This is a genomic window from Polaromonas sp. P1_A2 (assembly GCF_056406895.1).
In genome coordinates this window covers 1,129,295-1,153,262 of sequence record NZ_JBFTZI010000001.1, presented here as the reverse complement: position 1 = coordinate 1,153,262, position 23,968 = coordinate 1,129,295, and the positions used below count along the sequence as shown (strand labels likewise).

The 23,968-nt window shown below is 65.2% G+C and carries 28 protein-coding genes and 1 other RNA gene; all 29 read right to left on the bottom strand.

Features of this window, described 5'->3' with window-relative positions; genetic code table 11:
- Positions 1-6: 6 nt before the first annotated feature.
- Positions 7-840 carry a sigma-70 family RNA polymerase sigma factor gene (locus tag AC1D09_RS05525; RefSeq protein WP_477660789.1) on the bottom strand — a complete coding sequence of 278 codons (834 nt, stop codon included), beginning with the start codon at positions 838-840 and terminating at the stop codon, positions 7-9.
- Between the two features lie 20 nt (positions 841-860).
- A complete protein-coding gene (gene fliP, locus AC1D09_RS05520) occupies positions 861-1,760 on the bottom strand; it encodes a flagellar type III secretion system pore protein FliP (RefSeq protein ID WP_477700968.1) in 900 nt (299 codons plus the stop codon).
- Positions 1,757-2,317: a flagellar biosynthetic protein FliO gene (locus AC1D09_RS05515; RefSeq protein ID WP_477660787.1), complete on the bottom strand. Its 561-nt coding sequence runs from the start codon at positions 2,315-2,317 to the stop codon at positions 1,757-1,759. Before AC1D09_RS05515 ends, fliP begins: the two co-directional genes overlap by 4 nt.
- Positions 2,314-2,754, bottom strand: a complete 441-nt coding sequence (locus AC1D09_RS05510; protein ID WP_477660786.1) for a FliM/FliN family flagellar motor switch protein — start codon at positions 2,752-2,754, stop codon at positions 2,314-2,316. Before AC1D09_RS05510 ends, AC1D09_RS05515 begins: the two co-directional genes overlap by 4 nt.
- Before the next feature lie 37 nt (positions 2,755-2,791).
- Positions 2,792-3,730, bottom strand: a complete 939-nt coding sequence (locus AC1D09_RS05505; RefSeq protein WP_477660785.1) for a FliM/FliN family flagellar motor C-terminal domain-containing protein — start codon at positions 3,728-3,730, stop codon at positions 2,792-2,794.
- Positions 3,727-4,917, bottom strand: a complete 1,191-nt coding sequence (locus AC1D09_RS05500) for a flagellar hook-basal body complex protein (RefSeq protein WP_477660784.1) — start codon at positions 4,915-4,917, stop codon at positions 3,727-3,729. Before AC1D09_RS05500 ends, AC1D09_RS05505 begins: the two co-directional genes overlap by 4 nt.
- Before the next feature lie 33 nt (positions 4,918-4,950).
- Positions 4,951-5,361: a flagellar hook assembly protein FlgD gene (locus AC1D09_RS05495; protein ID WP_477660783.1), complete on the bottom strand. Its 411-nt coding sequence runs from the start codon at positions 5,359-5,361 to the stop codon at positions 4,951-4,953.
- The gene (locus AC1D09_RS05490; protein ID WP_477700967.1) at positions 5,358-6,122 is read right to left on the bottom strand and encodes a hypothetical protein; all 765 of its coding nucleotides are present in this window, start codon (positions 6,120-6,122) and stop codon (positions 5,358-5,360) included. The genes AC1D09_RS05495 and AC1D09_RS05490 overlap by 4 nt, the downstream gene beginning before the upstream one ends.
- Positions 6,123-6,139: 17 nt before the next feature.
- Positions 6,140-6,661 carry a hypothetical protein gene (locus AC1D09_RS05485; RefSeq protein ID WP_477660781.1) on the bottom strand — a complete coding sequence of 174 codons (522 nt, stop codon included), beginning with the start codon at positions 6,659-6,661 and terminating at the stop codon, positions 6,140-6,142.
- Complete coding sequence (locus AC1D09_RS05480) at positions 6,658-8,103, bottom strand: FliI/YscN family ATPase (protein WP_477660780.1); 1,446 nt, start codon at positions 8,101-8,103, stop codon at positions 6,658-6,660. Before AC1D09_RS05480 ends, AC1D09_RS05485 begins: the two co-directional genes overlap by 4 nt.
- On the bottom strand, positions 8,100-8,870 hold the full coding sequence (locus AC1D09_RS05475) for a FliH/SctL family protein (RefSeq protein ID WP_477700966.1): 771 nt from the start codon (positions 8,868-8,870) through the stop codon (positions 8,100-8,102). Before AC1D09_RS05475 ends, AC1D09_RS05480 begins: the two co-directional genes overlap by 4 nt.
- On the bottom strand, positions 8,867-9,508 hold the full coding sequence (locus AC1D09_RS05470) for a hypothetical protein (protein ID WP_477660778.1): 642 nt from the start codon (positions 9,506-9,508) through the stop codon (positions 8,867-8,869). Before AC1D09_RS05470 ends, AC1D09_RS05475 begins: the two co-directional genes overlap by 4 nt.
- Positions 9,505-10,929 carry a flagellar basal-body MS-ring/collar protein FliF gene (gene fliF / locus AC1D09_RS05465; RefSeq protein WP_477660777.1) on the bottom strand — a complete coding sequence of 475 codons (1,425 nt, stop codon included), beginning with the start codon at positions 10,927-10,929 and terminating at the stop codon, positions 9,505-9,507. The genes AC1D09_RS05470 and fliF overlap by 4 nt, the downstream gene beginning before the upstream one ends.
- A 44-nt stretch (positions 10,930-10,973) precedes the next feature.
- Positions 10,974-11,282 carry a flagellar hook-basal body complex protein FliE gene (fliE, locus tag AC1D09_RS05460; RefSeq protein ID WP_477660776.1) on the bottom strand — a complete coding sequence of 103 codons (309 nt, stop codon included), beginning with the start codon at positions 11,280-11,282 and terminating at the stop codon, positions 10,974-10,976.
- Complete coding sequence (flgC, locus tag AC1D09_RS05455; protein WP_477660775.1) at positions 11,279-11,740, bottom strand: flagellar basal body rod protein FlgC; 462 nt, start codon at positions 11,738-11,740, stop codon at positions 11,279-11,281. The genes fliE and flgC overlap by 4 nt, the downstream gene beginning before the upstream one ends.
- A 35-nt stretch (positions 11,741-11,775) precedes the next feature.
- Positions 11,776-12,159 carry a flagellar basal body rod protein FlgB gene (gene flgB / locus AC1D09_RS05450; protein ID WP_477660774.1) on the bottom strand — a complete coding sequence of 128 codons (384 nt, stop codon included), beginning with the start codon at positions 12,157-12,159 and terminating at the stop codon, positions 11,776-11,778.
- 38 nt (positions 12,160-12,197) lie between these two features.
- Positions 12,198-13,382 (bottom strand): flagellar basal body P-ring protein FlgI, encoded by a 1,185-nt coding sequence (locus tag AC1D09_RS05445; RefSeq protein ID WP_477700965.1) that lies wholly within the window; start codon positions 13,380-13,382, stop codon positions 12,198-12,200.
- Between the two features lie 2 nt (positions 13,383-13,384).
- A complete protein-coding gene (locus AC1D09_RS05440) occupies positions 13,385-14,014 on the bottom strand; it encodes a flagellar basal body L-ring protein FlgH (RefSeq protein WP_477660772.1) in 630 nt (209 codons plus the stop codon).
- The gene (flgA, locus tag AC1D09_RS05435; protein ID WP_477660771.1) at positions 14,011-15,030 is read right to left on the bottom strand and encodes a flagellar basal body P-ring formation chaperone FlgA; all 1,020 of its coding nucleotides are present in this window, start codon (positions 15,028-15,030) and stop codon (positions 14,011-14,013) included. Before flgA ends, AC1D09_RS05440 begins: the two co-directional genes overlap by 4 nt.
- A 10-nt stretch (positions 15,031-15,040) precedes the next feature.
- Positions 15,041-15,835: a flagellar basal-body rod protein FlgG gene (gene flgG / locus AC1D09_RS05430; RefSeq protein ID WP_477660770.1), complete on the bottom strand. Its 795-nt coding sequence runs from the start codon at positions 15,833-15,835 to the stop codon at positions 15,041-15,043.
- A gap of 35 nt (positions 15,836-15,870) precedes the next feature.
- Positions 15,871-16,665, bottom strand: a complete 795-nt coding sequence (locus AC1D09_RS05425; protein ID WP_477660769.1) for a flagellar hook-basal body protein — start codon at positions 16,663-16,665, stop codon at positions 15,871-15,873.
- 39 nt (positions 16,666-16,704) lie between these two features.
- A complete protein-coding gene (gene flhA / locus AC1D09_RS05420) occupies positions 16,705-18,789 on the bottom strand; it encodes a flagellar biosynthesis protein FlhA (RefSeq protein ID WP_477660768.1) in 2,085 nt (694 codons plus the stop codon).
- Positions 18,786-19,871 (bottom strand): EscU/YscU/HrcU family type III secretion system export apparatus switch protein, encoded by a 1,086-nt coding sequence (locus tag AC1D09_RS05415; RefSeq protein ID WP_477660767.1) that lies wholly within the window; start codon positions 19,869-19,871, stop codon positions 18,786-18,788. Before AC1D09_RS05415 ends, flhA begins: the two co-directional genes overlap by 4 nt.
- A complete protein-coding gene (locus AC1D09_RS05410; RefSeq protein ID WP_477660766.1) occupies positions 19,861-20,709 on the bottom strand; it encodes a flagellar biosynthetic protein FliR in 849 nt (282 codons plus the stop codon). The genes AC1D09_RS05415 and AC1D09_RS05410 overlap by 11 nt, the downstream gene beginning before the upstream one ends.
- Before the next feature lie 15 nt (positions 20,710-20,724).
- The gene (locus tag AC1D09_RS05405) at positions 20,725-20,967 is read right to left on the bottom strand and encodes a flagellar biosynthetic protein FliQ (protein WP_477660765.1); all 243 of its coding nucleotides are present in this window, start codon (positions 20,965-20,967) and stop codon (positions 20,725-20,727) included.
- A gap of 404 nt (positions 20,968-21,371) precedes the next feature.
- Positions 21,372-21,758: a transfer-messenger RNA gene (ssrA, locus tag AC1D09_RS05400) on the bottom strand.
- 12 nt (positions 21,759-21,770) lie between these two features.
- Positions 21,771-22,436 (bottom strand): phosphoglycolate phosphatase, encoded by a 666-nt coding sequence (gene gph / locus AC1D09_RS05395; RefSeq protein ID WP_477660764.1) that lies wholly within the window; start codon positions 22,434-22,436, stop codon positions 21,771-21,773.
- A gap of 33 nt (positions 22,437-22,469) precedes the next feature.
- Positions 22,470-23,177 carry a bifunctional 2-polyprenyl-6-hydroxyphenol methylase/3-demethylubiquinol 3-O-methyltransferase UbiG gene (gene ubiG, locus AC1D09_RS05390; RefSeq protein WP_477660763.1) on the bottom strand — a complete coding sequence of 236 codons (708 nt, stop codon included), beginning with the start codon at positions 23,175-23,177 and terminating at the stop codon, positions 22,470-22,472.
- A 66-nt stretch (positions 23,178-23,243) separates the two neighbouring features.
- Positions 23,244-23,879 (bottom strand): outer membrane protein OmpA, encoded by a 636-nt coding sequence (ompA, locus tag AC1D09_RS05385; RefSeq protein ID WP_477660762.1) that lies wholly within the window; start codon positions 23,877-23,879, stop codon positions 23,244-23,246.
- Positions 23,880-23,968 lie beyond the last annotated feature (89 nt).

The window sequence follows — 23,968 nt, the reverse complement described above, 5'->3', positions numbered from 1 at the left end:
CCGCGCTCAGGCAAAGACGTCGCAGGCGTCCGGTGCCAGCCCCTGGCGCAGATTTTTCAAGGCCTGCTGGTGGATCTGTGAAACCCGGCTGCGTTTGACTCCCAGCATATGCCCGATCTCGTCGAAGGGAATGTCCTGAAGGTAGTGGCAGCGGATGACGGTTCTCTCCTGCTCGCTGAGCCTTGCCACCAGTGTCCGCAAGCTGTCCTGCAGGCGCTGGATTTCATTTTTCTGGAAATAGGTGACTTCGGCCGACGCGGCCATGGCCGCACCGTCCGCCGGCTCCGACTCGATCATGCCGGTGCCTTCCAGCATGACACCCAGCGCCAGCCCGATGCCGACCTCTGCAAGGTAGGAGAACAGCAACTGCTCCGACTTCTTGCCTCCCGGCGGGCCGGCCGTGCCGTCATGCGTCAAGTTTTGGGAAAGTTTGTCGGCTGCGGCGGTTTTCGCGGCTTGCAGGCGGTCGCGCTGTACTTCCCGGCGGACCGCGATCTGCTGGTTCTTCTCCGTGAGGCGTTCAAGGCCGCTGAGGATCGCGCCCTGCATCCGCCTGGCCGCGAAGGTCCTGAACTGCGCACCGAGAGCCGGGTCGTAACGATCGAGCGATTCGAGCAAACCCACGCGCGCAAGCTGCAAATACTCTTCGAACTCGATTTCATCATGAGTCCGGCGCGCATAGTAAGTTGCCGCGACGACCCGCGCATAAGGCAGATGCCGCTGCAACAGACGCTCACGGGCGGCGGCATCACGCCTCTGAATCCAGTCCTGCCAGAGCGCGGCCTCGCCGTCGTCGGCAAGCGCGGCGGCGGTGGTCTGTGCGTTGCTGCGGGCGGACATCGCGTTGAACCCCTGAAATTTCAGTGAAAACTGCCAACCAGCGCCTTGAGCACCAGGCTCCAGCCGTCGACCAGGATGAACATCAGTATCTTGATGGGCAGGGCGATGGTGGTGGGCGGCATCATCATCATGCCCAGGGCCATCAGGATGCTGGACACGATGAGGTCGATCAGCAAAAAGGGCAGGAAGATCACAAAACCGATCTGGAAGGCCGCGCGCAGTTCGGACAGCATGAAGGCGGGAATGAGCTGGACGTTGCTGATGTCGTCCATGGACTGCGGAACCGGCGCCTTCGACAGCTCCACCATCAGCGCCAGGTCGGCTTCGCGGGTCTGCCGCACCATGAACTCACGCAGCGGCCCCACGCCCTTGTCGTAGCCTTGCTCCATGCCGATGCGCCCCGCCATGAAGGGCTCGAAAGCCTCCACATTGATCTTCTGCAGGACCGGCGACATGGTGAACATCGTGAGGAACAGGGCCAGGCCTATCAAGGCGGTGTTGGGCGGCGTCTCGGGCATGCCGATGGCGTGGCGCAGCATGGACAGCACGATGATGGTGCGCAGGAAACTCGTCAGGCACACCAGCATGGCCGGCAGTATCGCCAGGACCGTCAGGCCGAGCACGACGCGCAGCGCTTGCGAGGTTTCCGTTGCGGGTGTTTTGCTTGCCGCGGCGGGCGCGGGCGCACGCGGGCGGGTGGCCGCCGCGGGTGGCTGCGCCGCGGACAGCGCCGGGCTGGCCTTGAGCTGGACGGAGGGCTCGCCGGCGGAATCCCGGGTGCCCGGCGCTTCAGCGCTGACAGCGCTTTCCACGACCGGCTCGGTGGTTTGCGCGCTCACCGATGCCCAGCAGCACAGCATGCCAACCAGAATGCCGGCGACCCAGCGCCGCGGCAAGGCCGTGACAGGTGAACGCGTCATGGCGTGTCCTCCGCCTCGGGCGATTCAGGCAGCGCGCGCTCGGACAGCAAAGTCATGGTCTGGTCCGCGCATCCGATCAACAGGCGGCGGCCCCGCCATTCGATTTCGTGAACACTGTGCCTGGGCGAGAGGCGCGTGCTGCCATGGAGCAGGAGGTTTTTTCTGGACGGCGTAAGGCCCCATAAACGCAACCCCGTCGCGGCGCTTTCGGGGCCGGAAGCCAGCGCGCGCTTGCGCCATGCCCACCACCCAAAACCCGCAAGGCCGAGCAATAAAACCAGGGCAATGGCGGCCAGGGAGGGACTTGCATCGCCGGAAGCCGGTGCCGAGTCCTGTTTGAAGGGAATCGTCTTGGGCAGAACGACAGGGGCGCTCGCCATGGAGGCGGAAGGGCTTGCAGCGGCGGATGCCGCCGCGTTCTGGGCGTACGCGGCGGCGTGGCTGAACAACAGGCACGCCGCCATCATCCGCAGGATGCGGAAAAAAAGCGGGGGCCGGTTCAGCACGGCTGATCCGCGGCCTTGAGCCCGCTGCAACAACACACCGGCAAGCCTCATGGCTTGGTGTCGGGCGACAGGCCGCCTTGAATATCCAGCGGCAGCGGCAATTCCGTGATGCGGACCGCAAAACGGTCATCGAGTGCCACCAGCTGCCCACGGGCAACCACCTGGCCCTCCAGCAGCAGGTCCACGGGCTCCCCCACAGCCCGGTCCAGCACCAGCAGCTGATTTTTGGAGGCGGACATCAGTTCGCCGACGGTGAGCGTCGCCGACCCCAGGTAGACCTGGAGCGTGGCTTTCACCTGGTGCAGGGGATGGGACGCCTTGCCTTCGGGCCGCCAGCTGTTTTTCTCGGCAGGTGCGCCCTCAGGCTGCTGGCGCCTGTCGTTCGCCGGCGCATGGGGGAATGCAATCGGGCGGACCGTGAGCGCCGAGACCTCGGGCTTGTCGGAATCGGCCCCCGGATAGGCGGGGGTGTGGGGCGGTGGATTCATCATTTTTCCAAGGACTGTATTCACGTTGGGTCTCAGGTTAGGGTTGCGTGCCGGCGAGTTCCAGCGATTTAAAACCGTTTGTCTGCGTCATCCAGGCATGGGCCACTTTTTCGCGGTTTTCAGAAAAGAGCTCAGAAGGCTGGTCCAGCAGGTGCTCAAGCGCAATGACGTCGCCGACCCGCAGGTTCTGGAGCGCGCCAAGCGACAGGGTGCAGGGGTGCAAATACGCATCCAGCGCCAGCGTGCGTTGGCCCAAGGCGGCATCCACGCGGACCAGATCGGTTTGCGGCGAGGTTTTGGGTGTGCCCGGTTTTGCCTCGCCGGCATTCACAAGGATGGCATCCACACCGGCGGCCTCCAGCGCCACAGTCCACTGAAGGCCCGCAAGGTGGAACTCGGCCAGCAAAACGCCGGAAAATTCCTCGGGCCTGGGCCAGTCAAGCGCCCGGACCTTGATCTCCGCCGGCACCGCTGCGACTGCCTGGCGCGGCGTGCACGCAAGGGCCCACTGCCGCCAGAAGTCCTGCCACATGGCCAAGGCCATCTCCGCGGCCATGGACCCGGGGGCCGGTGCGGGTTCCGGCAACTGGCGCTCGTCCGCCGTACCCCAGAGGTGTGCGGCAAAGCGCTCCAGGGCAAAGCCGGGCGCCGCTCCGCCATCATTCACGCGCCAGCGCAGATTCGGCAGGCCGGCGCCGTGGCCGCCAAACTCGCACACCATCCAGGGTTGATGCCAGGCCCCGGCACAGGCCGGATCAAGGGCATCGGAGACCCGGACTTCAAGAGCCCCGGCTTCCGCGCGCGCGCCGCGCCAGTCCCAGGCGCCTTGCCAGCGCGAAAGTGCCGCCGAGATGACAGCGCCCACGCGCTCACGCTGGGCGGCTGAAAACACCCTGAGCTCGCGCAGCCTCGAAGCGGCGTCCGCCTCGGCAATCAGGGCGGTCTCCGCCGCATTCGCATCAACCATCACCATCATTTGCCTTTCAGCGCAAACAGTTCCTGCAGCATTTCGTTGGAGGTCGAGATCACCTGGGAGCTGGCCTGAAAGCCTCGCTGCATCACCACCAGGTCGCTGAACTCCTGCGAGAGGTCCACGTTGGCGATCTCCACGGATGCGGAGCGTATCGAGCCGAAGCCGCCCTCCTCCGCGCTGCCTGTGCTCCAGTGTTCCGGGTCCAGCGCGCTGAACTGGTTGTTGCCCACCGTGCCCACCGCATCCAGGGAATCGAAGCGGCCCAGGGCCAGGCGCGTGCTTTTGACGGTCTGGCTGTTCGAGTAGCCCAGCACCAGGGTCCCCGTGGAATCAAAACTGGCCTGGGTCAAGGCGCCCGGCGTGACGCCATCCTGCGAGGACATGGCCAGTGTCGACAGGTTGCCCGCGGCAAAGGAGGTCACGTCGGTGCTGAAATCCAGCACCAGCGGCATCGCCTTGGCTCCGGCGGGCGTGTAGGTCATGCTGAGTTTGGCGGTTGCGGCGGTGGGCTTGCCGTCAAAAAAGATGATCTGCCGGGTCGCGAGCACCGCGGTGCCCTCGATCAGCTCGACCCTCCAGCTTCCCGGGGTCGTCGCGTCCGTGTTGGTGAATTTGACGTTCAGCGTATGCGCGCCGCCCAGCGCGTCGAGGACGCGCACGCCACCCACGGTCTGGTCGGTGACGGTGCTGGAGAGATTGCCGCTGAACTTGACGGTCCCGGTGGCCTTTCCCGCGTTGGTGCCCAGCCCGGAGAGGCTGATTTCAGTGAGTCCCCCATCGGCGGAGCGGCCCATGACCTTGGCGTTGTCCGCCTGGTTCACCAGCACGCCCGCGCCGTTGAATTTGAACTGGCCGGCCCGCGTATAGGTGATGTTTCCTTCCGCGTCCCTCAGGGTGAACAAACCCTGGCCGTCGATCGCCATGTCCAGCGGATTGTCGGTTTGCCGGATCTCCCCCTGCTTGAAGGAGAGCACGGTCGATCCCGCATTGAGGCCGTAGCCCAGGCCGCCGTAGCTGCCCGAACCGCTGTTGCTGGCCAGGTTGCTGTTGGAATAAAAGAGGTCGGAAAACTGCAGGCTGGAGCCCTTGAATCCCGGGGTGTTGAGGTTGGCCGTGTTGTTCGCGATCACCCGCAGACCTTTGGAATATCCCAGCAGGCCGGTCATTCCGACATAGATCGAATCAAGCATTGTGTTCTCCGGTTGTGCCGTGCATGTCCGGCCTTAACGCACCGCAACGATCTGGCTGATGCTGACGCCGTCTATCACCGCCCCCGAAGCGGTTTTCACGCTGAGGGACGGCGCGCTTCCCTGCAAGGACAGCGCCGTGACGGTGCCCGTCAGCGTGCCCGAGGCCGTCGTGGCATCGACGGTGCGCCCGATCAGCCCCACCGACTGCAAGGCCGCCTGGTTGTTGATCAGGGTCTCGATTTTGGTGTTGAGCTGCTGGGTCTGCTCGACGCTGGTGAACTGGGCAATCTGGGCCATGAACTCCTGGTTGTCCATGGGCTTGAGCGGATCCTGGTACGAAAGCTGGGTCAGCAGCACTTTCAGGAAGTCCTGGAGCCCGAGGCTGCTGGCCTGCAAATTGGACGAGGAACTGCTTTGCGGGGCGCTGATCGCGGAGATGGTCATGGAAACTCCTTGGGCTGGGTGAAATAGGAAAACCTTGAAACGGAAGAGGAAGAAGCATCAAAGACGGTCTTGCCATTGCAGACCAGCTTGGCGAGCCTGCTTCGCTGCTCCTCGAGACAGGCGCGGATTTGGGGCAGAAGCTGCGCCACCTGCGCTTGTGCGGCATCGGCCTGGGCATCGATGCCCAGCCACACGGTGACCTCCGGCCCATGCCATTCGGCATGCAGGCGTATCGCCTGCGGGCCCGGGCCGGGCTCCTCGCTGTACGGGTGCGCCGCCGGCGCATCAAACGCCTGTGCCGCCAATTCGCCGGCTTCGGCGCAAGGCTTGAGGCCCATCACCTTCAGGCGCGACGCGCCCGCCAGCGCAAGCGCCAGGCCGGCAAGCCGTATGTCCATGGCGGGCAGGCGGCCGCTTTCGGGCCCGGGCGGGCGGGCAGCGGTCATGGCGGGCACCGGCATTGCAAGCGGGCCTCGCAACATCGCAGTGGGGACTGCCGGCGCCGGTCCCGCCATCCTGTCCGCCTTCGCCGCATCGCCCGGCGATACCGGATGCGGCCGGCCTGGATTCAGGGGAGCCCGGCCGGGCGCGCCTTCGGGCCGGCCATCGGCGCGCGCCGCGGCCTGCCCCGGTTTGAACCAGCTGTGCCGCTGCGCCTGCTCCATCTCACGCTTCCAGGCGCCGGCGGATGGCTGCTGGTCGCCGGAAGCGGCCTTGGGCGTCGGGCGCGGCCCGACCTGGCCTTCTCGCAAGGGGGGCATGGGGAGCAAGGGGGAACTCATGCGCCGGCTCCCGGTTCGGCCGGCGGGCTTGCCGGTGCCTTGTTGAAAGCCTCGCGCACCATCCAGTCCCGGTCGGCTTCGGCCGCATGGCGCTGCGACTGCTCGCGCACATAAATATCCACGGCCCCCGATTCGTGGGAGCGCAGGCCTTCAAGCCGGGCCTCGGCGGCACGGCATAGCTGCAGCACCTCCACGCGCGTCTTGTCCAGCGCCGCCAGCTGGGACTGCAGCGTTTTCATCGAGGCCTGCAGCTGCGCCAGGTAAAGCAGCCCGGCCTGGTGCCGGGAGGAGTCCAGGCGCGCCTGGAGTTGCCGCCCCAGCTTCTCGCACGCCTGCCGGTGCAGGCCTTCGGCGGCATCCCGTTCGGCGCGCACGGATGCCAGCTGCTGCTGTACCTTGGCGAGTTTCCCGTTCAAGGCATCGAGCTCCCATTGGGCCCGCCTGGCCAGGGACTCCAGCGGATATTTGAATCCGCGCAGGTCGCCTTTTGCGGAATTCCTGTTGCCCGGCGGGTTCATCGCGAGCCTCCGGTTTTTGCGCCCGCGGCTGCGGCCGGGGCCGCCGCGGCTTCCGCCATGCAGGCCCGCAATTGTTCCAGCGCGCGAGGGCGGTCAAAGCCGCCTTCGCGCTGCGTCATCCATTCCTTGAGCACCGTGTCGCGCCGCAATGCCTGGTCCAGCAAGGGATTGGTCCCGGCTTCGTAGGCGCCGATCTCCACCATCTGCCGGTTGCGCTCCACCAGCGAAATATGCCGGGTCACGCGATGGACCAGTTCACGTTCGGCGCTGTCCGTCAGGTCCGTGCGCAGGCGGCTGGTGCTTTGCAGGACATCGATGGCGGGATACTGGCCGGTATGGGCCAGCGCGCGCGACAGCACGATATGCCCGTCCAGGATGGCGCGCAAATTGTCCGAGATGGGTTCGTTGAAATCGTCGCCTTCCACCAAAACCGTGAGAAGGGCCGTGATGGAGCCGCCGCTGTCGGAGGTGCCGAAGCGTTCGCACAGCTGCGGCAGCTCGGCAAATACCGAGGGGGTGTAGCCGCGGGCCGTGGGCGGCTCGCCCGCCGAGAGCCCGACTTCGCGGCGGGCCATCGCAAGCCTTGTGACCGAGTCCATGGTGAGCAGGACCTGCTGCCCCTGCTCCCTGAAGTATTCGGCAATGGCGACCGCCGCATGGGCGGCGCGGATCCGGGCCAGCGCGGGCTGGTCCGCGGTGGCCACCACGACGACGGAGCGGCGCAGGCCCTCGGGGCCCAGCTGCTTGTCGATAAAGTCTCGCACTTCCCGTCCCCGCTCGCCTATCAGTGCGATGACGTTGATGTCGGCTTTGACATGGCGCGCGATCATGCCGAGCAAGGTGCTTTTGCCGACCCCGCTTCCCGCGAAGATGCCCACGCGCTGGCCCTGGCCGAGCGTCAGCAGGCCGTCGATCGCCCGGATGCCGGTCTCGATGATGCGCGCCACCGGGGGGCGTTTCATGGGGTTGACGGGCGCGCCGTGCAAAGGGACGCTGCGCACCGTGGCCGGCCGCGCGCCGCCATCCAGGGCTTCGCCGAAACCGTCGATGACGCGGCCGACCAGGGCCGGCCCCACGCCGAACATCGATGCCCGGCCAAGCGCGACCACTTCGGCGCCGGCGCTGACGCCCTGCAGCGAACCGTAGGGCAGCAGCGTGACATGGCCGGCATGCAAGCCGACCACCTCGGCCAGGACGCCGGCGTCTTCCGCGGGCGGGCCGCTTGCGGAGTCCCGCGCCGATGGGCGGTGCGCCGCCAGGCGCGGGTGAATCCGGCACAGCTCGCCGACCGTGGCGTCCGGCCCCTGCGCCTGGATGGCCAGGCCCTGGACCTGGCGCACCCAGCCTACCCGCCTCATCAGGTCCCGCTCCTTGAGCGCCTGCGAATAAGCCCCCAGCCCTGGGCCGGGGGCCGGGGCGATGTTTGCCGGGTTGGACCTCATGCGGCCCCCTCCGCGCGGCGTGTTGCCCGGGTCTGCAGCAGCATGGACTTGAAGGCCTCGACCTGCACCTCGAGGCGCGCATCAAGCGCGCCCTCGGGCGAACGCAACATGCAGCCGCCCACGGCAAGCTCCGCGTTGGCCACCCAGCGGATCGCGTGGTGCGCCTGCGCGGCGTATCGGTCCGCCAGCTCCTTGTCCCCTTCAAGCCACTCCAGGTCTTGCGGGTGAACATGAATCTCGAGCGCGGCCTTGCCTCGCCAGTGACTGAGCGCGTTCTTGACAGCGGCCCTCACCATGTCCGGCGTTGCGGCTGTTTCACCCAGCACCCGGCAGAATGCCTCAAACACAAGCGCCACCATGTCGTCCTCGGCGCCTTCGAGAAAACCGGTTTTCTCGCGCGCCACCGTTTGGGCCAGGCGGTGTATTTTTTCCAGGGCCTCGGCCAGCTTCTGCTGGCCGGCCTGGTCGCTTTCCAAAGCCGCGCGGCGGTCCGTTTCGGAACGCTCCAGGGCCTGTTGGAGGCCGGCCTCATAGCCGTCTTTTTCGCCTTGGGCCCGGCCGGCTTCATAGCCGGCAGCACGCGCTTCCTGCCGGGCCTGCTCACGGCCCGCGTCGGCGTCAAGAGGCGTCGGGCCGGCCGGCGCGGGCGCCGGTTTCCCGGAACCCGCGGCGTGCAAGGGCAGGACCGCGGGCGCACGCGGCGCTCCGCGCAACTCCAGCGGCGCGCCCTCCGCAACCCCTCTGATGACAAAACTATCGGTATTCATCCGCGGGCCTTGATGGGTGCAACGATGCTGGACCAGAACCGACGACGCTCCCGCCACCAGCGCTCAACACCACCGGCCAGGCCGTGGGCCTCGCTTCGCGAAGGCGTACAGGCCTGGGCGTTCCGGTAACGCTCAAGCAGGCCCCGCAGCAGCGCAAGCTGCAGTTCAGCGGCTTGCGCCTGGCCGGCCCCGGCGCTGAACCCCGGGCTGTCGAGCTGCAGCCGCAGCGACAGCCGCCTGTGCGTCTCCAGCGCCGCCAGCAGGGAGTCGGCCCACGGCCAGGCTTTCAGGGACAGCAGGAACGCCAGCAGCGCGACCGGCTCCGCTTTCAGGATGGGAAGCAACAGCTCCGCGCGCGCGCCGTCGAGCTCGCGCTTGACGGCCTCCAGGGACAACTCGCCGGCGCCGGCCTTGCCCGCGGGGGCGGGTTCCCGGGGCGCCTCATGGCTTGGACGCAGGGCCCCCAGAAGAGCGGGATCGGAAGGCAAGCCCAAACTGCGCAATTCCTCCAGCAGGGATTGCAGCTCGGCCGCCTCGATGGCCGGAAGCTGCCGCAGCAGCCATGCGGCATCCTGCGGCGCCATCGCATGCAATGTCAGCGCGGCCTGCCGCACGGGGGAGGATATGTCCAGGCTCACGATTTCAGTCCCGCGGGCGGTGACTCTTGCTGCATCCAGGCGCGGACCTGGTGCAGCGCTGCTTGCCTCTGTTCCTCGCTCATCGCGGGGGCCGCAGCCTTTTTCCTGTGCAGCAGGAGCCAAACCAGGCCGCCCAGCACGGCCAGCAACAGGCCCGCGATGGCCACGACGGGCGCGGGCACGTCGCCCTGCGCCGCGGCGGATGCGCCCCCGGCGCGGGGCGCGTCGCTGACCGCATCGGAAACCGCCGGCAGGGGCATGGCGCCGCTCTTGAGGCTCTGGACAACCACCGTGTCACCGCGTTCTATCGAAGCGCCCACCGCCGCGGCAATGACTTTTCGCGTCTGCTCCTCGTCGCCGGCATCCAGGGCTTTGCGAACGACGGCGACCACCTGAATGCGGCGGATCGAACCCGGCTGGCTGACCACCTGCTCAACCCTTCGCCCCGCCTGGTATTCCACCTCCCGCTGCGTGCTGCCGTTCGCACCGGTGCCGGGACGCGCATCCAGCGGCGCCACCCCGGAATCACGCACGGACTCGCGCTCGCGCACCATGACCCCGGCGGGGGATTTGTTCTCCCGTCCGGGCGCCGCGATGACTTCTTCGGTGGTGGTGCGGATCTGGTCCATGTTCAGCAGGACGTCCACGCTGGCGATCGCCTGGCCGGCCCCAAAGCTCTGGTCCAGCACCAGGGCCGCCTTGCGGGCCAGGTAGTCTTCGGTTTCTTTCTTGAGGTCGAGCCGGGCCGAGCTGTTGGCCGGCGCCGCGCCGCTTTCCGCATTGGCGGTCACGCGGCTCAGCGCAACGCCCTGGTGGTTGACGACGGCGACGTCGGCCAGGGTCATTCCCGGCGTGGCGGAAGCGACGAGGTGCTGGATGCCGAAGACCTGCTCGGGGCGAAGGTTCTGGCCCTGCTTGAGCGTCAGGGTGATGGCGGCCTTGGGCTTGCTGCTGGCCTGCTTGAACAGGCCCTGCTCCGGAAGCGCCAGGTGGACACGCACCTCGCTGACCTCGGCCAGCGACAGGATGGTGCGCGTCAACTCGCCCTGAAGCGCCCGCTGGTAGTTGATCTTCTGGGCAAATTCGGTCATGCCGAAATCGGTGTTGTTGAACAGCTCGAACCCGACGACACCCTGCAAGGGAATTTCCTTGCCCATCAGCTTGATCCGCGTCGCATGCACCTGCGTTTTGTCGACAAGAATGGTCGAGCCCCCGTCGCCGAGGCGGTAGGGCACTTTTTGCTTGTCGAGCTCCGCCGTCATCGCGAGGGCGTCCTGGGGCTTGAGGTCGGTGAACAGCACCTGGTATTCCACCCTGAAAGCCCACCAGGCAAAAAAGACCACGGTGCCCAGGAACAGCACCAGCCCGCCCACCAGGAGCGCGCGAGCCGGCCGGGCGAGCCCTTTCCAGAAATCGATCATTGCTTCAGCTTTCTTCTTTAAAACAGGTTTGCGCGGGAATCGGGCTATATCTGCATCTTCATGACGTCCTGGTACGCCTCAAGCAGGCGGTTGCGGACCTGCATCATCAGCTGGAAGGCAATCCGGCTTTCTTCCATGCGGACCATGACCTGGTGCAGGTTCTGGACGTCACCCACGGCCAGCGCCTGGAGGTCGCCCTGCGTTGCGAGCAGCTGTTCGTTGACCTGCTGCAAACCCTGGGTCACCATGGCGCCAAAGGAGCCCGCACCCTGCGGGCCCTCATTCATGGGCTGGAGCTGGGGAAGGTTGAGGCTTGTTGCCGCGGCAAGCGGCGCGATCATTTCGGTGCTCATGACGCGCCTCCGATCTCCAGCGCCTTCAGGGCCATGGTGCGCGCCGCATTCATCGCCGCGACGTTGGCCTCATAGGAACGCATGGCGCTCATCAGCGTCACCATCTCGGTCGCGCTGTCCACGCCGGTGTAAGCCACAAAACCCTTGTCGTTGGCCAGCGGATGGCCCGGCTCATAGACCATGCGCGGCGGCAAATCGGTCGGCTCGACCGACACCACGGCCGGCCCGCCGGCCAGGCCCGTGCCGCCCACGCCCCGGCTGAAAAGATCGGCGAACGCCGGCGAACCGGATGCCGCCATCGCGGCGGCCCGGGCCACCACGCGAAGCGGCCGGTACTGGGGCCCTTCCGCGCCCTGAATGGTATTGGCGTTGGCCAGGTTGAGCGAAGCCACGTCGGCGCGCGTGCGCTCCAGGCTCATGCCGGCGGCGCTGATGGCGAAGGAATCGGAGTAGTCCATGAATGCAGGTCCCCTACGTGAATGGGTCGGTCGAATTATTTTTTGCCTTCCGTCGCGGCCGACGAAAGCATGGCGAGGTGGCGCGAAAGGCCTTTCACGAGGGCCTGGTACTGGACCGCGTTGCGGGCCATGTTCCCGACCTCCACATCGAGTTCCACACGCGCCGGCTGGCCGTCGCTTCGAAGCACGGGTTGCTGGCGGAATTTCATGTCGCCCAGCGCCGCCGCGTCGAGCCGCCCGTGCTCGCGCAAGGTCCGGCGCGCCTGCTCGAGCTGGCCTTCGAAATCCAGGGCCTGCGGCACATAAGCTTCGGTATTGGCGTTGGCGATGTTGCTGGCAATGACTTGTTGCCTGGCCGCGGCTGCGTCCAGCGCGAGAGACAGCGCTGCCGTGGTGATGGATTCGATGCTGTTTGACATGGGATGTGGCCTTGGCGTGACGTGGGTGAATGGGGGCGCTATTGGACAACGAGTTCCGCATGCAAGGCGCCGGCTGACTTGATGGCGCGCAGGATGGAGATGATGTCGCGGGTGTTGGTCTTGAGCTTGGCAAGCGACTGGACCAGGTCGGCCACCGTTGTCTGGCCGGCCACAAAACCCGGGCTGTTGCGCTCGTCGACGTCGATCCGGGTATTGCTGACCAGCGCGGTGCGCACGCCCGGCCCGGCTTCCCCGATGAAGAAAGGCTGCGAGACGCTGTTTTGTTCGGTGATGGCGATCTTCAGGTCGCCGTGGGTGATGGCCACCTTGGCGATGCGCACGTCCCCGCCGGCGACGACGGTGCCCGTGCGTTCGTTGATCACCACCTTGGCGCGCCGGTCGGGCTCGACCGTGACGGACTCCAGGCGCGACAGGAAGGCCACGAGGCTCGCGCGCTGGTTTTGCGGCACCTCGATGTCGATGCCCGAGGCATCGCGCGCCTGGGCCAGGTTGGCGCCCAGCTGGGTATTGATGGCCGATGCGATCCGGCTGGCCGTTGTGTAGTCCGGCTCGGCAAGCAGAAAAGTGACGTTGGGGACTGTGGCGGCGATGGACCCGGGCTCCGCGGGGGCGCTGGCCGTGCCGACCTCGACGGTTGCGCCGTTGGGCACGGCCCCCACCGTGGGGTGGTTCTTCTGCAGCACATTGCCGTTGGAGTCATAGCGGTAGCCCCCCACCGACAGCTGGCCCTGTGCCAATGCGTAGACACGGCCGTTGGCGGCTTTCAAGGGCACCTGCAGCAAGCTGCCGCCGACCAGGCTGCGCGCGTCGCCCGTGGACGACACCGTGACATCCAGGGTGTCGCCCGGACGGGCAAAGCTGGGCAGCGAGGCACTGACCATGACCACCGCCACGTTCCGGCTCTGGATCTGCTCGGGCGGCACGCTGAGGTTGAACTGGGACATCGCATTGGACAAGGCCTGGCGCGTGGCCCGGTTGGTCGGCGAATCGCCCGTCCCGGCCAGCCCGGTCACGATGCCGGTGCCGGTCAGCGCGTTGTCGCGCCATCCCTGGAGCTTGCCGAGGTCCTTGATGCGTATGGGGCCGGTCTGGCCGTGCGAATCCGGCGCGGCCAGGCAGAGCGCGCAGAAAAACAGCAGGGGCAAGGCATATAGCCGCGAGGCGGGCCGGTTTCCCGGCCGCGGGAATGAAGTGAGCGCCATTTTCAGAATCCCGTCCAGTCGAGCAGTTTGCGCCACCAGGGCCGCTGGTTGCGTTCGGCGATGTCGCCTTCACCCACATAGGTAATCTTGGCGTCGGCCAGCCTGGTGGAAAGAACCGTGTTGCCGTCGGACACATCCACGGGCCTGACCCGTCCCTCCAGCGTCACGCGTTGCGGCTCCTGGTTGACCGTCAGCGTCTGCTCGCCCATCACCGCGAGGTCGCCGTTGGGCAACACCTCGCGCACCGTCACCGACAGCGTGACCAGCAGCCGGTTGGCGCGCTGGGTGCGGCCCCCGCCGTCAAAGTCGCCGGCCACACTGGCGCTGGTCTGGGCTTTGGTGTCGCCGCGGTGGCTCAAGTCCGCCGACAGGCTGTTTTTCCGGCGGGTATCCGTGTCCGCGCTGCTGCTGGCGCTGGAATTTTCAAAGACCTGGACCGTCAGGAGATCTCCCACGCGAAAGGCCTTGTTATCGGCCGTATAGGGACGGTAGGTTTTTTCGTCGTAAAGGCTGACGCCCTGGGCCTGCGACAGGCCGGCCCAGGCGCACAGCAGCAGCCCCAGCGCGGCGAGGCGCACGGCAGCAGAACTCATGGGCAGGCCATTGCCCGTTTTGAAAATGCGAAAAATCATGGGTACATCTCCACGCGGCCCGGGCCGGCGACCCGAACCAGCAAACTGGCCGCGGCGTTGGCGGGCTTGACTTGAACCATCTGGCCGGCACGGCCGTCCTGCAGCACTTCGGCGCGGCTTTGCACGTTCAAGCCGGCCTGGCGCGCTTCGAGCACGGCCCAACTCCCGCGGACAACGTCGGGAATGGTTTCGGTATGAGCCGCCGTCAAGGCCTCGCCGGCACGGATAGGGCGGCGCAAACGCTGGCCATCCGAAAAGCCGCGCGCCGGACTTCTCTGCGCGGCCGCGGCCCTTGCCAGGTTTTGTTCGCGCACCTCCACGTCACCGGCCAGAAGGGACGCGCCCGCCGGAATGTCCCTGGCGGCCACGACCACCGGCCCGTAGACCGCGACCTCAAAAACGACCGCCACCGATCGCTGGACCTTGCCGGCCGCGCCTATGTCGACCCAGGCCGTCATTCTGGGCGCGAGCGTTGCGGCGCCCATGGGGCGGGGACTCAACTCGACCGATTCATCGGCGACCGCGAGATCATGCGGCACTGCCACCGGCTGCAGCTCGATGCGGCTGCCGGCCGGCAGCTGGCTGCCCAGCTGCTGCCTGAGGGCCTTGTCCGCGCAGGCCACGATATCGTCGCCCGGTATGTCGCGGCTGCGCAGGCTGATGTCGGTAAATGCGGCGCCTTGCCAGGTAATCTGCTCCCCCTGCAGGCCCGCGTGGCTGCGGACCCATCGCGCGAGCACGTCCCGCTCCAGCACAAAGGACTGGCCGGCGCGCGGCGCGCGGCCCAGGGGCAGATCCATCAGGCGCCGCAAGAGCACCGGATCCCGGCTGCCAAGGCTTGCAACGTCGCCCAGCCGCACGTCGCTCTGGCCGACCTGGACGCTGGCCGGAAGGCTGATGCGCGCCAGGCTCGCGGCGGCCTGCGCCTGGGCGGGCCGGGGAACAAGCAGCACCGACAGGCACAAGCCCGCCACCGCGGCGGCGCCAGGTAACGCCGGAAAACGAAGCGCAGGCATGCCCATGCGTCTACCGGCGCAGCGCATTGACCATGCCGAGCATCTCGTCGGAGGCCTGCACAACCTTGACGCTGGCCTCGTAAGCGCGCTGCGCGATCATGAGGTTCACCATTTCGTCGACCAGCTTGACGTTGGAGCCCTCCAGGAATCCCTGGGCCAGCCGGCCCAGCCCCTCTTCGCCCGGCTTGCCGACAACCGGGTCGCCGGCGGCCTCGGCGGGCCGGTAGAGGTTGTCCCCTTGCGCCAGCAAGGCCTGCGGATTTGAAAACCTCACCAGGTCGATTTGCCCGATGTTCACGGGAGTGGCCTGGTTGGCCAGGCGCACGCGCACGGTGCCGTCCGGATCGATCAGCAAGGCCTGCGCGTTGTCGGGAACGCTCAGGCCGGGTTTGAGCGCATAACCCGCCTGGGTCGCCAGCAACCCGTCCTTGTTGACCCGCAAGGTGCCGCCGCGCGCATAAGCCTGCGATCCGTCGGGCAGGGTCACCTCCATGAACCCGTCGCCTTCAATCGCGACGTCGAAGGCGGACTCCGTCTTCTTGAGGTCGCCCATGTCGAAAAGCTTGGCCATGCCGCCTATGCCGACGCCCGCCCCCGCCCGGCTCACCGCATCGATCAAGCCGGCCGGCACGCCGGCATTGGCCGAAGCCAGCGGCGCGGCCGAGCGCGTGACAAGGTCGGAAAACGTCAGCCGTCCCTTTTTGAACCCCGTGGTGTTGACGTTCGCCAGGTTGTTGGCAATCGTGTCCACATTCATCTGCTGGGCCTGCATTCCGGTCGCACCGATATAAAGCGCATCGAACATCAAAATTCCCCTGGTTGGCGTGTACTAAAACGGGCTCAGGCAAGATCGCCGAGCTTTCGGATGGCGGTCCCCATCATTTCGTCGTAACCCGTGGCGACTTTCTGCATGGACTCGAAATGCCGCATGGTCTGCATCAGCTGCACCATTTCCTGCATGGAGGACACATTGGAGTTTTCGAGGAAGCCCTGGCGCACCTGGATGTCCACGTCATTCATCATGCCGGCCGGGCTTTGCGAAGCGAGCAGCCCGTCCCCGAGGTGCTGCAGCGCCTTTGGCGTTTCAAACTGCATGACCTTGAGCTGGCCGACCGGCTCCTGCGCGACGGGACGACTGCCGGCAAAGCCGGCCGGGCCGGACTTGGGCCCGTCAAAGACGTAGCCCCGGGAATCGATCGACGGGTTGCGCGTCGTTAAAAAGATGGCGCCGCCTTTGCCCATCACGGGATAGCCCTGGGCATTCACCAGCCGGCCCTGGCCGTCCAGGTGGAATGACCCTTGCCGGGTATAGGCCGGGCCGGAATCGGTGGCGATCTCGAAAAACCCGTCCCCGTCCAGCGCCAGGTCCAGGCTCTGCCCCGTGGACTTGAGCGTGCCGGGGCGGACGTCCGTCTGCGTTTGCAGCATGCCGCCCGTCGCGTCCGCCGGGGCGGACAGGGCGTCGAACTGGGCGCTGAAGGAGGCGCCCAGCTGCGAATAGGGGGTGGGCCGGACCGAGACCACCTCCCGCTTGTAGCCCGTGGTCAAGGCGTTGGCCAGGTTGGTGCCGACCTTTTCAAGGCGGACGCTGTCCTGGTGCATGCTTTGCAGGGCGACGGCGAGGATATTGCTCATGGTTTGCTTTGGATAAAGGGGCGGGAGTGCCTGGATTGCTTAAAAACTCACCACACCGTAGGACTTGAGTTCGATGTTGTGCGGGATCTCGGCCATGGACAGCACACGCAGGTGCGGCATCACACGCTCGGACAAGGCGCGCACGTGCCTGCGCAGTTCGGGAGAACACAGCAGCACCGGCAGCAGGTTGCTCTTCATCATCTTTTCCGCCTGCTGCACCAGCTTGCCGATAAATTTCTCGGCCATTTGCGGCTCCAGGACAAATTGGCCGGCGGCCTGGCCGGAACCCTCGGCGCGAGAGTTCTGCACGCTCTGGATGAACCGGCTTTCAATGGCCGGATCCAGTGTGAGCACATGCAGCGCGTTGGCCTCTCCCAGCAAACCCTGGCATATCGCGGAGCCCAGCCGGTGGCGCACCACCTCGGTCAGGTAGCCGGTTTCCTTGGATTGCCGCCCGGCGTCCGCCAGGGTCTCCAGGATCGCCTCCATGTGCCGTATCGAAACCTTTTCCCTGAGCAGGTTCTGCAGCACCTTTTGCACGTCGCTGATCGAAAGAACCGTCGGCACAAGCTCTTCCACCAGGCCGGGCTGGTTCTGCCGCACCCGGGCCAGCAGGCGGTCGGTCTCGGCACGGGTCAGCAAGGTGGCGGATTCGCGCCGCAAGACCTCCGTCAGGTGCGTCATGAACACACTGGAGGCATCGACCAGCGTGAAGCGCGCGCGGGTCGCGGCATCCCGCTGGGACTCCTCTATCCAGATGGCGGGCAGGCCATAGGTGGGATCCTTGGTGACCTCCCCTGGAATGGCCGTCACGTCACCCTGGGGGTGGATGGCAAGCAGCCGGTCGGCGCGAACCTCGCCCCTGGCGCTCAGGGCGCCGTCAAGGTAGATCTCATAGCGGTCCGGCCCGAGGCGGGGCGCGTCCTTGAAGCGTATGCGCGGCAGGACCAGCCCGAGCTCCTGCGCATGCTGCTGGCGGAAGGCGGCGATTCTCTCGAGGAAAGAGCCGCCCTTTTCGTTCACCAGCGGCACCCAGCGGGAGCCCACCTGGACTTCTATGGGCTCCACCGCGAGGTGCGCATAGGGGTCGTCCTTGCCGCCCGCGTCGCCGGCCTGGTCCGGCTTGCCGTCGGGGCCCGCTTCCTGCGGCGCGGCGGCGGTACCGGCACGTGAGCCGCGATACGCCATCCAGGCGGCCAGCCCCGCAAGGCCGAGCAGCACGAGTGTGGGAATCGCCGGAATGCCGGGCAGCATCAGCAGGCCGGCCAGGGCCGCGGCCACCAGCAGCAGCGTTTTGGGGAAGGAGGTGATCTGCCGCAAGGCCTCTTTGCTCAGGTGGGCATCCGAGGCCGACCGGGTGACGATGATGCCGGTCCCCAATGCGATGACCAAGGCCGGTACCTGGGTCACGATTCCGTCGCCTATGGTCAGCAGGGTGTAGGTCTTGAGCGCATCACCCCATGGCAGGCCGCGCTGCATGATGCCGATCAGCAAGCCGCCCACGATGTTGATGAGCAGTATCAGGATGCCCGCGATCGCATCGCCCTTGACGAACTTGCTCGCGCCGTCCATCGCGCCGTAAAAGGCCGCCTCTTTCTCGATATTCTTGCGGCGGCGCTGTGCTTCGGCCTGGTCGATGAAGCCCATGTTCAGGTCCGCGTCCACGCTCATCTGCGCGCCGGGCATGCTGTCCAGCGTGAACCGGGCGGCCACTTCGGAGACGCGCTGGGCGCCGCTGGTGATCACGACGTACTGGACCACGATCAGGATCAGGAAAATGATCAGGCCGATGACGTAGTTCCCTCCGACGACATAGGAACCCACGGCAGCGATCACCCGGCCGGCGTCGCCGTCCGAGAGGATCAGGCGGGTGGCGGCGACATTCAGCGAAAGCCGGAACAAGGTGGCGATCAGCAGCAAGGAGGGGAAGGTCGAAAATTCGACAGGCCGCGCCATATAGAAGGTCAGCATCAGGATCAAGAACGCAAAGCTGAAATTCAACAGGATCAGGAAATCCAGCAAGGGGCTGGGGATAGGCGCAAACAGCACCACCAGGACGCCCAGCACCAGCAGCACCATGGCGATGTCGCTGTGCTTGGCCAGGAAATCCTGCAGGGCCTTCACGCCGCGGCCATCCCTTGCCGGCGTTCGCGCATGGCGAAGACCCAGACAATGATCCGGGCGACCTCGGCATACATGGCCTGGGGCACATGCTGCTCCACGGCGAGCTCGCGAAAAAGCCTGCGGGCCAGCGCGGGGTTTTGCACGATGGGGATGTTGTTTTCGCTCGCTATTTTTCTCATCGCCCCCGCGACCTTGCCCGCGCCTTTGGCCACCATTTGCGGAGACGACATTTCCCCATGCCGGTAACGCAGGGCTACCGCCACATGCGTCGGGTTGGTCAACAGCACATCGGCATCTTTGGTGTTGCGCACCGTCAATGTCCGCTTCAGGGCTTCCCGGCGCAACTCCCTGAGCCGCGCACGGATGCGGGGATCGCCTTCCCGGCTTTTCGACTCATCCTTGAGTTCCCTGCGGCTCATCTTCATTTTTTTGGAGAATTCGCGCCGCGTGTACATCCAGTCCACCGCGGCGATCATCGCCAGGATCAAGGCCATCTTCATGCTCAGCGATGCCGTGTCCTGCAGCAAGGTGCGCAGGTATGCCAGGGGCGAAAGGCTGGCCACTCCGAAAAAATGCGGGGCCAGGCTTTTCAGCGCGAAGTAGGAGACACCGGCAAGAAGAACCAGCTTGACGCAAGCCCTGGCCGCGTCGAACAGGGTTCGCATCGAAAACACTTTCTTGAAGCCGTTGACCGGATTGAGCCTGTCGAAATCCGCCTTGATAGGCTCCGTCGTGAACATCGGGCCGGTCTGCACCAGGTTGGCAAGCACCGCAGCCAGCATGATGGTGGCGAAAAAAGGCAGCAGCTGGCTCATCGCCCCCACGGCCATCCGGGATGCCAGCGGCCAAAGCGCCCCGCCATCGGGATCCAGCCCGGCCATGCGGAACAACAGGCTCTGGTCGAAGATGAACTGCGCCCTGACGCTGTCCCAGCCCTTCCAGGTCAGGTAGGCGGCGGCCACCGTCCACACCAGCGCCGAAATGACTTCCGCGCTTTTGGCGACCTGCCCTTTTTCCTGCGCTTTGAGGAGTTTGTGGGGGGTCGCCGCCTCATTGCGGTCAAGGTCTTGCTCATCGGCCATGGACGGCTCCGGGCGCAAGCGTGGTCAGTGAGGCCTCCCTGGACAGCACGGAGTCCCAGGTGGTGTAAATCCCCCGGTAGACCCGCGTCATGACACCGCCTATGCCGGCAAACCACAGGGACAGCGTGACCAGCCCGACAATGATCTTTACGGGGATGCCGATGGCGAACATATTCATCTGGGGCAGGTTTCGCGCAACCACGCCGAGCGCCATCTCAACCATAAAAAGGCAAAAGACGACGGGCGCCACCAAGGCGAATCCCAGCGTGAACAAAGCGCTCACTTGCGTGAACATGGCGGGCAGGCCGTAGGCCGCCGACCATTGGGACGCCACCGGAAAGCGCTCGACGCTGAATGCGATGCCCCGCAGCAGGGCATGGTGGCCGGCCAGCAGGAAAAACAGCAGGACGGCAAAGGTGTTGAAGGCGGAGGTCAGCACAGGCACCTGCCGCCGGGTGACGGGGTCAAACACCTGCGCGATGCCGAACCCGATCTGGATATCAAGAAGCCGCCCGGCGACGTCAAAGGCCGCGAACGCCAGCAGCACCCCGAGACCGAGCGTCGCGCCCAAGGCAAGCTCCGCCAGGGCGGAAGTGAACATCGAAGCGTGATCAACGGCCTGGCCGCCTGCCGCCGGCGCAAAGCCCAGCGCCACGATGAACGACAGCGACAGCAGCATCAGCACCCGCACCGTCGTCGGGATCGGCATCGCGTAGAAAACCGGAGTCAGGATAAAGACACCGGCAACCCGTATCGAAAGCAGGATCACCGCCTCCAGGGGCGGCAAGGCCCATTTCTGGGAAGCCCAGGACCAACCGGCTCCAAGTTCAGCAATCACGCTTGGCGATCCGGGTTAGAACATGGCAGGAATGCCTGCCCACAGCTGGGTAAAGTAAGCGCTGAGCTTGCGCAGCATCCAGGGTCCGAACACAACAAGCGCGATGCCGGCGGTCATCAGCTTGGGCACAAACGTCAGCGACATCTCCTGCACCTGGGTCACCACCTGGACAATGCTGATCAGCAGGCCGGTGAGCATCGTGAATCCGAGAACCGGCAGGCACACCAGGAAGCCCATCCAGAAAAGGTCGGACATCATTTTCAAAGCCAGGTCAGCGTGCATTTTGTTGCGTGCTCTCGCACTTCCATTCGTTATCGTTCGCTCGAGTCCCTCTGCATTCGGCGCGCCAATTTGTAGCCTCTTCACCGCAAGTGCGACGAAATGTTAATTGAAATATCCTGTCCGCACCGGCGCCAGAAAAAATATCGCAAAGCGGATCAAATCCTCTCCTCCAATTGCAGGAGGAAGCGATATGCGGGTGCTCAATCCGAAGTTACAAATAGCGCTGTAAAGCGCAGCATTGTCATCAACTAAATTCGGCAATTCGGGTTTTCCGAACTGGGGAGGATTTGCGTTGGCCGGTGCACTGCACGGTTATCGAGACACACCCGCAAAAAAAAGGCCGCTTACTGAATTTCAGTAAACGGCCTTGGTCGTTATGGTGGTGGAGCTGGGGGGATTTGAACCCCCGTCCGCAAGCCTTGTTCGGGCAGATCTACATGTTTAGCGGTCTGATTTGGGTCTCGCCACCTGTGTCGCGCAGTCGCACGCTACACAGGACGCCAGCACCCTATTTTCTCGCCCCGGGTTAAGGTACCCAGCCCGGAGCCAGCCGATGAAATTATCTTTACAGCCGGGAGCGTTTAACTTGCGCTAAACACCCCTTGCCCAGCCCATCGGCCTGCTGTTGTAAAGCTCACTGGCAATTAAGCAGCGAGTGCGAAACGTTCGTCGTTTGCAGTTAGTTTGTTTGAATCTGTTTTACGAGCACACTCAGCTCGACATGCACCACACCGCGTCCGAACCCACGTCGAAACCAATGCAGCCCCAGGAGGCCTAGTTTACGCCATCCGCAGCAAATTCAAGAGGGCGCCGGGTGCGGCGATGGTCGCATCGGCTTTCCAGCCTTCGGTGTCGGCGGTTTTGCCAAGGTAGCCGTAGGCGGCGGCCACCGTGGGCATGCCTGCGGCGCGGCCCGCGACGATGTCGCGCTCATCGTCACCCACATAAATACAGCGGCCGGGCGCCACGTCGAGCTGGCGCGCCGCCTCGAGCAAGGGCGCCGGGTGCGGTTTGGAATGTGGTGTGGTGTCGCCGCTCACAATGGCCTGGGCGGTGTCGAACAGCGGCATGGCCTTGGTCAGCGGGACGGTAAAACGGGCGGACTTGTTGGTCACCACACCCCATTTGAAGCCGGCCTGGCCGATCCGGGCGATCAATTCGGCCACGCCGTCAAACACCGTGGTGCGCTCCGTCATGCGCGACTCGTAGTTGCGGAAAAACTCTTCCTTGAGCTCGGGAAAGCGGGCATCGTCCGGTGTAAGACCAAAGGCCACTGCAATCATGCCGCGCGCACCCGCGCCCGCCATGGGGCGGTACAGCGCCAGCGGAAGCGATGCCAGCCCCCGGTCAGTGCGCATTTTGTCAGCCGCGGCGCCCAGGTCGGGCGCGCTGTCTATCAGGGTGCCGTCCAGGTCGAACAGCACGGCAGCAATGTCTTTGAACATATCGGGTGTGAATTGAGGCGAAGCGCGGGGGTTTCAGCTCTTTTGGGTGGCGAACAGGTAATTGACGCTGGTGTCGGCGCTGAGCCAGTAATGGCGCGTCAGCGGGTTGTACTCCATGCCGCGGGTCTCCTGCAGGGAGAGTCCCGAGGCCCGGCAGTAGCCGGCCAGCTCGCTGGGCTTGACCAGCTTGGCGTACTCGTGGGTGCCACGGGGCAGCATGTTCAGCACATACTCCGCGCCCACGATGGCGAACAAAAAGGCTTTGGCGTTGCGGTTGATGGTGGAAAAAAATACATGCCCGCCGGGTTTGACCAGCGCCGCGCAGGCTTTGACGATGGACGAGGGGTCGGGCACGTGCTCCAGCATTTCCATGCAGGTGACGACATCAAAGCTGCCCGGTTGCTCGGCCGCCAGCGCTTCGGCGCTGATTTCGCGGTATTGCACCCCTTCCGTCTGGGCTTCCAGCGCATGGAGCTGGGCGACTTTGAGCGCCTTGGTGGCCAGGTCTATGCCCAGGACCTCGGCGCCTTTACGGGCCATGGAGTCGGCCAGAATGCCGCCGCCGCAGCCCACGTCCAGCACGCGCAAACCTTTGAGCGGAACCTGGCCCTCAATCCAGCCCAGGCGCAAGGGGTTGATCTGGTGCAGGGGGCGGAACTCGCTTTCAGTGTCCCACCACCGGTGGGCCAGGTCGGAGAATTTGGCCAGCTCGGCGGGATCGAAGTTATCGCTTGTAGACATGAGGCATTATCGTTGAGGCATAAAAAAACCGCGCCTAGGCGCGGTTTTTGAAGCGATCCCTGAGGATTACTTGTTGGCGCGGGTACCAACCACTTCGATTTCGACGCGGCGGTTCTTGGCGCGGCCTTCGGCGGTCTTGTTGTCAGCAACTGGCTGTTTCTCGCCCTTGCCTTCAGTGTAGACGCGGTTTTTCTCGATGCCCTTGGACACGAGATATGCCTTGACGGCTTCCGAACGGCGGACCGACAGCTTCTGGTTGTAAGCATCGCTACCGACGGAGTCGGTGTGACCCACGGCGATGATGACTTCCAGGTTGATGTCCTTGATCTTGCCGACCAGGTCATCCAGCTTGGCTTTGCCTTCTGGCTTGATCACAGACTTGTTGAAGTCAAAGAAAGCGTCAGCAGCGTAGGTAACTTTCGTTGCGGCAGGAGGAGGAGTCGTTGGGGTAGGAGTAGGCTGCACAGGTTGGCCAGCAACCGGAGGAGCAACAGGAGCCATCGCAGGGGCAATTGCGCCATCGCAACCAGGCGCTGCGGTAGCAGGCGTCCAGTTGGCATCACGCCAGCACAGTTCGTTGGTGCCGTTTTTCCAGACCAGTTCGTTGTTGCCGTTTTTCCAGTTGTCGATCGTTTGTGCACCAGCGGCGGTAACAAGCGCTGCGGAAGCAAACAACATTGCCACTTTGTTGAGTTTCTTCATGGTTCTCCTCTAGAGAAAAGCCGCAGACTTGCTGCGATTAGTAATTTACACGCCGTGAGTGACCATCACTCAAAGCGTTACATCGATTG

Coding starts and splice junctions, on each gene's coding strand:
- fliE (WP_477660776.1), bottom strand. CDS start 11,282: ATGAGCACCGAAATGATCGCGCCGCTTGCCGCGGCAACAAGCCTCAAC.
- AC1D09_RS05480 (WP_477660780.1), bottom strand. CDS start 8,103: ATGAGGTCCAACCCGGCAAACATCGCCCCGGCCCCCGGCCCAGGGCTG.
- ubiG (WP_477660763.1), bottom strand. CDS start 23,177: ATGTCTACAAGCGATAACTTCGATCCCGCCGAGCTGGCCAAATTCTCC.
- AC1D09_RS05440 (WP_477660772.1), bottom strand. CDS start 14,014: ATGATTTTTCGCATTTTCAAAACGGGCAATGGCCTGCCCATGAGTTCT.
- gph (WP_477660764.1), bottom strand. CDS start 22,436: ATGTTCAAAGACATTGCTGCCGTGCTGTTCGACCTGGACGGCACCCTG.
- flgB (WP_477660774.1), bottom strand. CDS start 12,159: ATGTCAAACAGCATCGAATCCATCACCACGGCAGCGCTGTCTCTCGCG.
- AC1D09_RS05475 (WP_477700966.1), bottom strand. CDS start 8,870: ATGAATACCGATAGTTTTGTCATCAGAGGGGTTGCGGAGGGCGCGCCG.
- flgG (WP_477660770.1), bottom strand. CDS start 15,835: ATGTTCGATGCGCTTTATATCGGTGCGACCGGAATGCAGGCCCAGCAG.
- AC1D09_RS05505 (WP_477660785.1), bottom strand. CDS start 3,730: ATGATGGTGATGGTTGATGCGAATGCGGCGGAGACCGCCCTGATTGCC.
- AC1D09_RS05495 (WP_477660783.1), bottom strand. CDS start 5,361: ATGACCATCTCCGCGATCAGCGCCCCGCAAAGCAGTTCCTCGTCCAAT.
- AC1D09_RS05525 (WP_477660789.1), bottom strand. CDS start 840: ATGTCCGCCCGCAGCAACGCACAGACCACCGCCGCCGCGCTTGCCGAC.
- AC1D09_RS05490 (WP_477700967.1), bottom strand. CDS start 6,122: ATGCCCCCCTTGCGAGAAGGCCAGGTCGGGCCGCGCCCGACGCCCAAG.
- AC1D09_RS05445 (WP_477700965.1), bottom strand. CDS start 13,382: ATGGCGCTCACTTCATTCCCGCGGCCGGGAAACCGGCCCGCCTCGCGG.
- flgA (WP_477660771.1), bottom strand. CDS start 15,030: ATGCCTGCGCTTCGTTTTCCGGCGTTACCTGGCGCCGCCGCGGTGGCG.
- AC1D09_RS05405 (WP_477660765.1), bottom strand. CDS start 20,967: ATGATGTCCGACCTTTTCTGGATGGGCTTCCTGGTGTGCCTGCCGGTT.
- AC1D09_RS05415 (WP_477660767.1), bottom strand. CDS start 19,871: ATGGCCGATGAGCAAGACCTTGACCGCAATGAGGCGGCGACCCCCCAC.
- flgC (WP_477660775.1), bottom strand. CDS start 11,740: ATGGACTACTCCGATTCCTTCGCCATCAGCGCCGCCGGCATGAGCCTG.
- AC1D09_RS05500 (WP_477660784.1), bottom strand. CDS start 4,917: ATGCTTGATTCGATCTATGTCGGAATGACCGGCCTGCTGGGATATTCC.
- AC1D09_RS05485 (WP_477660781.1), bottom strand. CDS start 6,661: ATGAACCCGCCGGGCAACAGGAATTCCGCAAAAGGCGACCTGCGCGGA.
- AC1D09_RS05515 (WP_477660787.1), bottom strand. CDS start 2,317: ATGAGGCTTGCCGGTGTGTTGTTGCAGCGGGCTCAAGGCCGCGGATCA.
- ompA (WP_477660762.1), bottom strand. CDS start 23,879: ATGAAGAAACTCAACAAAGTGGCAATGTTGTTTGCTTCCGCAGCGCTT.
- AC1D09_RS05425 (WP_477660769.1), bottom strand. CDS start 16,665: ATGAGCAATATCCTCGCCGTCGCCCTGCAAAGCATGCACCAGGACAGC.
- AC1D09_RS05510 (WP_477660786.1), bottom strand. CDS start 2,754: ATGAATCCACCGCCCCACACCCCCGCCTATCCGGGGGCCGATTCCGAC.
- fliP (WP_477700968.1), bottom strand. CDS start 1,760: ATGACGCGTTCACCTGTCACGGCCTTGCCGCGGCGCTGGGTCGCCGGC.
- fliF (WP_477660777.1), bottom strand. CDS start 10,929: ATGATCGATTTCTGGAAAGGGCTCGCCCGGCCGGCTCGCGCGCTCCTG.